Origin of the sequence: Sphingopyxis sp. (assembly GCF_016463645.1) — a bacterium.
Lineage (GTDB): Bacteria > Pseudomonadota > Alphaproteobacteria > Sphingomonadales > Sphingomonadaceae > Sphingopyxis.
Window position 1 is genome coordinate 21,217 of sequence record NZ_JAEMQX010000043.1, and the last position, 8,697, is coordinate 29,913.

Annotated in this window: 2 protein-coding genes; one reads left to right on the plus strand and one right to left on the minus strand. The window is 64.4% G+C overall.

Translation table 11 applies throughout. The features are described from left to right. Window positions 1-104 precede the first annotated feature (104 nt). The gene (locus JHC57_RS11090) at window positions 105-6,059 is read right to left on the minus strand and encodes an autotransporter domain-containing protein (protein WP_294030063.1); all 5,955 of its coding nucleotides are present in this window, start codon (window positions 6,057-6,059) and stop codon (window positions 105-107) included. Window positions 6,060-6,409: 350 nt separating this feature from the next. Between JHC57_RS11090 and JHC57_RS11095 the strand changes: the two genes are divergently transcribed. Continuing rightward, complete coding sequence (locus tag JHC57_RS11095; protein WP_294030064.1) at window positions 6,410-8,647, plus strand: sensor histidine kinase; 2,238 nt, start codon at window positions 6,410-6,412, stop codon at window positions 8,645-8,647. The last annotated feature ends 50 nt before the right edge of the window (window positions 8,648-8,697 follow it).

Here is an 8,697-nt window from a genome sequence, read left to right on the forward strand (position 1 = left end):
GCAAGCGCGGCAGGTCCGGACAATATTGGCAGACAGCAAGGGGCCGAGATGACGAATGCCATCTCGGCCCCGCATTGCGTGTTTCGGTTCCGACGGGTCGCTGGTCAGAAGGCGATACGCGCAATTACCCTTGCACCATGGGCGCTGCGATCCGACGCCAGCGTACCTGTGTAAGCGGCGCCGAGACGGAACGAACCCGTGATATATTCAAATCCGGCTTCGACTTCAGCCGAGCTTTTCGGGATAGCCGTGCCGAGGATATCGAACGCCGGCCCCGCCGTCGTGAAGCGCGAGACGATCGGCGCGCCGCGGTCGTTCAGCGCAAGGTTCCACGCCGCCGACACATAGGGTTGGAAGCCCGGCTGACCGGCGTTGAACTGCGCCCGCCCACCGAGGCTGACAAAGGTCGTTTTCTGACCAGCCTCCGCGACCGTCAGCGCCGCATCGCCGCCGGTTTCGGCGAAGGCTTCGCTGCCGGTATCGACATGCGCCAGCCGGGCGAAGGGGGTGAGCGCCATATTGCCCGTGACGATGTCGTAACCGATCTCGCCGAAGATCTGCAGCGTGTCGGCATCGCGCTTCGACGTCAGCGTTTGCGCGAGCGCCGCGATGCTGATGGCGCGTGTCGTATCGATCTTGTGCCAGGCGTAGCTGACGCCGATCGTGCCGCGCAAACCGCCCCCGGCGCCATAGGTGGCGTGCGCCGCCAGATATTTGCTTTCGACATCGGCATGGTCGCTTCGCCCGCCGAGGCGGAAGTCGGAGCCACCGATACCCGCCGACAGCGCGGCGGCGAAGCCATTGCCGCCAAAGCCGAAACCCGCGACCAGACCCTTGTGATCGGTATCCATGGCGAAGTTACCGCGATTGGCATCGAATTCGCCCCAGCCCCCAAAAGCCGAGCCCCACACGAAAGCCCCGCTCTCTTCGGGTGCCTTCATCCCCATCAGCGCGTTGCGCAGATGGCGGCTGTCGTCGGTCAGGCCGCTGATCGCGCTGGCAAGAATTTCGCCCGAAAGGTCGCCGAAGCTCGCCTGTGCGGTCGCCGCATTCTGGAGGAGAACCGCTTCGTACAGCGGGTTGTCGACACCGAGCGCCTGAACCGCTGCAGCGACGCTCGCCTGATTGAAGCCTACTGCGATATCGGCAAAATCGATGTCGTTACGATAGAGCGACAGCGTCACCGTGTTGGTGCTGTACCGAAGCAACGGGTCAAGGAAGGCCAGATCGGTCGTCACCGAACCGAATGTCCCCGTGATCCCGGCCCCGCCGGTCAGGATGACATAGTCGGTCCGCAGGTTGTAATCGCCATCCTCTGCCAGAACCGCGACGCTTGCCGTGCTGGCGATCGTCACGGCCCCTGTCGCATCGAGACGGTCGGCCGCACCGGCCGCATTGACTTCGACTTCATATGTCGAACCGGCGGCAAATGCGAGGTCGCCGTTGACGGTCAGCTGGCCGATCGAATTGCCCGGCGCCAGCGTTCCGCCATCACCGATGGTGGTCGAACCGACGGCGCCATTGCCGCCGAGCGTGCCGCCGCTGTTGACCGTTACCGGCGAGACGATCGAACCATTGACCGCAAGCGTGCCGCCGTTGACCGACGTCGGGCCGGTATAGCTGCTGTTGCCGGTCAGGTTGAGCGTGCCGTCGCCTTCTTTCACCAGGCTGCCGGTGCCCGAAATGTCGCCGCCGAATGCCGTGTTCCCGCTCTGGGCGACGGTCAGCTGGCTGTCGCCGATCACCACGCTCGACCCCTCGTCGCCCTCGAGACCGCCAATCGTCTGATCCTTGCCCGTGATGTCGAGCGTGCCGCCTTCGCCGAGATCGAAACTGGTTCCGGGGTCGATGATGCCGCCGATGCGAACCGAACCGCCCAGGATGTTCGTCACGCCCTCGAACGCATAATCGCCCATGAAGGTCAGCGCACCGTCGCCCTTCTTGTCGAGCACGCCGCTGCCCGAAAAGGCTCCGAGGAAATCATAGTCGTCGGAGCGGTTGAAGACGAAGCGCCCGTCGTTGACGATATTGCCCGAGAAGCTTCCTTCGGTTCCGCCGGCGCCGAGCTCGAAGAATCCGGTGCCTTCGGTCTTCACGTCGCCCTGGAGCAGGCCCGTCAGAACGAGGCCGCCGTTGGAGACGATCGTGCCGCCGGTGTGCGCGATATTCGCGGTATCGACCGTGAACACGGCGTCGCCGACAAGCTGCAGCTGCCCCGTCCCGTCGATCGTCAGGTCGTCGAGCGCGGAAACCGCTTCATCGGTGCCGAAATTGAGCACGAGCAGGCCGTTGGTGCGAACCGACGGCGTCAGGATCGGCGAGCTCGCTTCTCCGCCGAGCTCGACCTCGTTCACCCGCAGCGCCGCCCCCTCGTCGATCGTTACGCTGTCGAACCCGCCCACGACGCCCGAGGTCGACCAGTAACCGCCGGCGACGTTCAGCGTCTCGAACCCTGTTGCCTCGGTAAGCTGCTGCGCTTCGGTCAATTCGAGGATGTCGCCATCGAGCGTCAGGCTGTCGGTGCCGGCGCCCGCGTCGACAAGCCCCGAAATCGCGCTGCCGGTGCGGAGAATGACGTCGTCGTCGAAGCTGCCAAGCTGGACGGCGATCCCGCCTTCGCCCATGATCGCGCCGGCGTTGTCGAGAACGATCGCGCCGCTGTCGTCACCCCAGACGCCCCGGTCGGCACCCGTGATCGTCCCTGTGTTGATCAGCGTTGCGGTACCGAAATTGCCGAGGATAACGCCGTCGGTCGCACCGGTGATCGTCCCGCTGTTGACGATCCGGGCCGTATCGAGAAAACCGGCGACCGCGGCGCCATGGCTTCCGTTGCCGGTGATCGCCCCGCTGTTGGTGATCGTGCCGGTCTGCGCGATGTCCTCCGCGACCTGCAGCCCTTCGACCACCGCGCCGAATGTCGCGCCGGCGATCGTGCCGCTGTTGGTGATCGCGGCGGTGTCGGTGACCAGGACCACCGCGCCATAACCGTTGGTGCCCGTGATCGTGCCCGTGTTGGTGAGCGCGCCGTCATAGCCGGTCTGCCGGACGAGCCCGCTGCCACGCTGGATGAGCACCCCGCCCGGTCCCTCGCCGGTGATCGTGCCGGCATTGTCGATCGTGCCCCCCGCCGACATGATGATTCCGAAACGCGCGCCGCTGATGTCGCCGGTTTCGCTGTTCGCGACGGTGCCGACATAATTTTCCAGCGCCTGACCATCGTAGGGATAGATCGAGATACCGTCGGCCAACGCGCTTCCCTCGCCGCGGATCGTCCCGCTGTTGGTGACGCTGCCGCCGCCGATCAGGCGGACGCCGTCGTTCGATTCGCCGAGTATCCCGCCGCTGTTCGTCACCTGCGTGCCGATCGCGATGCCGACGATGTCGCCGATATCCTCGTCGAACTGATAGGCGGTCGTGATGCCCGCACCGGCACCCGAAATCGTGCCGCTGTTGGCAACGCTCGACGCGGCGGTGGTGATCGTCACGCCCGCATCGGGCGCCGCGTCGAAGCCGTCATAGGTTCCCTGACCGCGGATAACACCGGCGTTGTTCACGACGAGGGTGCCCGTCGCGAAGGAATAGATGCCCGACGTCCCGCCGGTGATCGTGCCGCCCTCGGCATTGGTGACCGTCACGTCGGCACGCGAGCCCTGCGACACGCCTGCGCCGAAATCGCTGCCGATCGTCCCGCTGTTGTCGAGGGTGGCGCTCGACATGTCGCTGCCGAAGCCGACCCCGTAGCCGTCGCCGCCGCTGCCGCTGCCGCCCAGATTGCCGGTGCCGCGAATGTCGCCCGTGTTCACGACGCTGGCGGTCAGGCCGCTGCGATCCTCGTTCGGGTCCGTATTGAGCGCCGTCCCCTGGACGTAAACGCCACCGCTGACGCCCTCGATCTCGCCCGCGTTGACGACGTCGCCGCCGCCCGAAAGAATGACGCCGAAGCGCTGACCGGCAATCCGTCCGCCCGTCTCGTTGGTGACCAGCGCGGCATAATCCTCGTTCGACTGGTCGACGTGCGCGAACATCGAGATGCCGTCGGTCCCCTGCGCGCCGGGATTGACGCCTTCGATCAGGCCGCTGTTGGTGACGGTGCCGCCGCCCGCGAGGCGGATCGCGTCGTTGTTGACGCCCCGGATCGTCCCGCTGTTGTCGATCCGGGTGTTCACCGCGCGGCCGATCGTGCCCTGATAGGGCTGGGTGACGATTCCGTACTGGTTGCCCTCGATCGTACCGCCGTTCACGATTACCGCATCGGCCGTCAGGATATTGATGCCATTCTGACCCGTGCTGCGGATGAGGCCTTCATTGTCGACCGTGAGCGACCCCTCGTTCGAGGTAATGGCGTGACCGTTGGAAACGATCTCGCCGTCGGCGCCGTTGTTGATGACCAGCGCTCCGGTCGACTGGCCGACGATACCGAGGGCGAGGCCATTGATCTGACCGTTATTGTTGATGGCCGCCGTCTCGAGCCCTCCGCCCGCAAGCACGCCGAGAAAGCCCGATACCATGCCATCATTATTGAGCGTGCCGACGCGTCCCGTCTGTCCCTCGGCGGCGCCGAGAATCACGCCAAAGGGACTGACATTCGGGTTGGCGGGATCCGGGTTGCCGGTGCTGCGGATGGTACCGGCATTGTTGATGGTGCCGCCACCCTGAACGACGACGCCGAACATCTGGCCTTCGATCAGCCCGTCTTCGTTGTTGGTGACGGTACCGATGCCGGTCACGTCAGTTGCGATCGACTGCGAGAATTCGGACAGCGACACGCCTGTGCCGTTCACGTTGAAGCCGTTCGAACCGCGGATCACGCCACTGTTGACGACGTCGCCGCCGCCCGTCAGCGCGACACCGGCGCCACCGTAGCCCTCGATGAGCCCCGAATTGGTCACCGTATTGTTCCGCGCGCGCACCAGCGTGCCCTGGACGTTCTGGAAGATGTTGGTGGTGATGCCCGACTGCGCGCCGAGGATGGCGCCGCTGTTGCCGATCACCGCGCTGGCCGTGGTGATATTGATCCCGCTCTGATTGACGCTGCGGATGAGTCCGTCGTTGTCGACGGTCAGCCGGCCGTCGTTCGAGGTAATGGCGAAAGCATTCGCCACGATCTCGCCATCCTCGAAATTATTGACCACGAGGCCGCCCGTCGACTGCCCGACGATGCCGAGCGCGAGACCGCTGATGCTTCCCTCGTTGTTGATCGTCGCCGTCTCCAGCGCCCCGCCCGCGAGCACGCCGAGAAAGCCCGAGATGGTGCCGCTGTTGTTGACCGTAGCGGCCCGGCCCGTCTGTTCGGCCGATGCGACGAGGATCAGGCCGAAGGGACTCACGCCGGGCGTCCCGGGATTGGGGTTCCCGAGGCTCCGGATGGTTCCCATATTGGTCACGGTGCCGCCGCCCTGAAGCGCGGCGCCGAAAACCTGCCCCTCGATGACGCCGCCATCATTGTTGGTGATCGTGCCCACGCCGGTGGCGCCGTCGGCGATCGCACCCGGAAATTCGGAAATCGAGACGCCGGTACCGTTGACGCCGCTGCCGACGGGGCCGCTGAACCCCGAAATCGTTCCGCCGTTGGTCACCGTGCCGCCACCGGCCAGCGCCACGCCCGACCCCGCCTCGCCACGGATAACCCCGCTGTTCGAAACCCGCGTATTCGCGGCGAGCGCCTGCGGCGGCAGATCGTCGCCATTCTCGTCTTCGCTGAAGAAAAGAGACGTGACGACGCCATTGGCCGCGCCGCTGATCTGACCGGCATTGGTGACGATCGAATCGGGCTGCGCAATGACGATGCCGCCGCTCGGGCGGCTATCGAGGCTGCCTGCATCGATGCCATTCCCGCGAATTATACCCGCATTGCCGACAGTTACGGGACCGTTGTCGGCGTAGATGCCGATGATATCGCCCTCGACGGTCTCGTCCACGTCGACCTCGACCTCCAGCCGCTCGGCCTGATCGTTGTGAATGCCGAACGCATCCTGGGCGGCGGCGGGAATCACATGGCCGATGGCAAGGCCGACAATCGCGCTGGTGGCGAGCAGGCGAGATTTCGAGATGCGTGACATTATTCTGAGTCCCCCGTTGATGTTGCCGGCAAGGCAAGGGGTTCGCCGGAGAGCGGCTTGCGCTCCCCGACGGGTCCACCCCACCTCGAAATTTGCTTCCCCCGGCCGATCGGGCGCTCACCCCCCGGCTTTGTGCGCGATGCCTAGGGTGAGGGCGATGCAGCGTCTACCCAATGTTATTTTGGGTAAATTTGCGGCAGACCGTTGCCACCGCCCTTGCGCACAGGCGGCCAGCCCCGTTACGAGAGCTGATCACCGGGGGGTGGGTCGCAACAGGCGGGATATGCGCGAGGCGCGCACCTCCCGCGGGCGTGGTGGTGTGCCTGATCCCCGCCTGGCGGGGGGCGCTAGTGAAAATATTGTACGCGATCCTTGGTCTCGTGTTCCTTCTGGCCGCACAGCCGGCGCGGGCGGAACTCGAAAAGATACCGCTGCTCGATCTTCGCGCGGGTGAAGATGCCCCGGCGCTGGCGCCGTTCGTGCGCTTCGCCAAACGCCCGGGTGCGACGAGGACGCCACAGCTGGGCCCTATTCTGGAGGGACCACTTCAGCGTATCGAGGGTCCGACCATTCATTTCGGACCTCCCGGCACCCGGACCGTCGTCTTGCTCAAGGTCCGGAACGGGAGCGACGAACAGGGCAGCTGGATCCTGACGACCGGCCGCGGATCGCTCAAGCATTTTCGCCTCTACGAGGCCGACATGGGGAGGCTTTCCCTGATCGTCGACGGCACCGACCCGCAAGTCGCGCGGCAAAATCTCGGGACCTATCAGGCATTCAGTTCCGAACTGGTACTCGGCCCGCGTCAGGAAAAACTGGTCGTCATCGAATTTGTCTCGGAAAATTCGACCTATATGCCGCTCAGGATCGAAAGCTACGGGACCTTCTTCAAGGACCGGCGCGCCAATATATCGATGGTGTCGGGCGTCGTTGTCGGCGCGCTGACGCTGCTGCTTCTGAATTTCCTCTTTTTCTCGATCACGGGATTCAGGGAGTTTCTGTGGCTGGCGGTAGCCGAGGCGTTTTTCGCGCTGAATACCGTCCATTCCGAAGGCTATATCACCATCTTCTTTCTGTACGACAAACCCCTGACCGGGGTTGCCGTCGAAGATTTCATCAAATGCGGATTTGCGGCCGCGATGGCCCAATTCTGTCGAAGCTTCGTAAAAACAGCGAATAATTTTCCGAGACGCGACATGGTGCTGAAGGCGCTCGTCCTTTTCGCCGTCTCCGTGATGCTGCTCCAGCCCGGACTGTCGCTGTATCCGCCCGGGGTCCGCTTTTTTCTCCATCTGTCGGGATGGTTCGTGGCGGTGGCCGTGGCGCTGTTCCTGCCCTTCATCGGCTATGCCGCCATCAGGCAGCTCGGGTTCCAGCTCTGGCCACTCTTCGTGGGGTGGGCAAGCCTCGCCCTGTTCATCGTTTATGCCGCGATCGCTTCGATGGGCATCTTCACCTGGCTGCCGATCAACTGGCATCTCGCCGGTCCGGTGGGGCTCTTCGAATCGATCATGGTGACTCTGGCGCTCGGACTTAATCTCAAGAAGATCCAGCGGGAGAAACTCGCCGCCGACGCAAATTTTGCGCAGTCGCTGAGCGAACGCCTCCTTATCAGCGAACGCGCAGCCCGGCTGGCCGAAGAAAAGGCGTTCGCCCTCGAGACCGTGAATAGCCAGAATGCGTTGCTCCATGCGTCGGGCCACGACAGCCGGCAGGTCATTCTGGCGCTCAACAGCGCCGTCGACGTCCTCAAACGCCAGGATGGGTCGGGCAAGGACCGCGCGCTGGTCGAGATGCTCGAGAGTTCGGCCGAATATCTGAACGAGATCGTCTCGACGACGATCTCGGGTGCCAACATCGCCGCGAGCGATGCCAGTTTCGTCGCGCTCGGCGCGTTCCGCGGCCAGGCTCTCGTGGAGCCGCTGTCGATGATGTTCAAGACGCCCTTCGCGAACAAGAAGCTGGCGCTCGCCGTGAATGTTGCGGACGATATAACTGTCATTTCGGACAAGCCGCTCCTGATGCGCGCGCTCGCCAACCTGCTGAGCAACAGCTACAAATATACCGAAGCGGGCGGCGCCCGGATCGATCTCGTCCGTGAAGGCGAGCGTGCGATAATCACAGTCAGCGATAGCGGCTGCGGCATGCCGGCCCAGGTCGTTGCCGCGTTGAACGGCGATGTCGTCCCGCGCATTCGCGCCGACGAGACGACGCCCGGCACCGGATCGGGATTTGGATCGGCAAAGCGCATCATCGAGACGCTGCGGGGCACCCTCGGAGTCGTGACTTCGACACCCGCCGGAACCGAGATACGCATTGTGCTGCCCGCCGCCTTTGCCGCGACGACGCCGATTTCAATCGATGAACTGCGGGCCGGTGTGCCCGGGTGGACGCTGCTCGACTTCGACCAACGCGCCGAATTCGAAGCGGCGCTCGCCGCACCGGGTTTTGCGGCGGACCGGACGATCGCGCTGACCTATGACGACACGACCGTCACGCGCGGCCGGCTTAGCAGTCTCGTCGCGATGGTAGCGATCAAACCGCCATGCCGCGAGCTTCTGGGGCATCCCCTCCTGCAAAGCTCCTAGCCGCTCTTATGCACCAAGGGGTGTCTGAGCGGTAGGCGGGAGTAGCGTAA

Bases quoted from the DNA above. Each gene is read 5' to 3' on its own strand.
- JHC57_RS11090 (WP_294030063.1), bottom strand. From the start codon at position 6,059: ATGTCACGCATCTCGAAATCTCGCCTGCTCGCCACCAGCGCGATTGTC.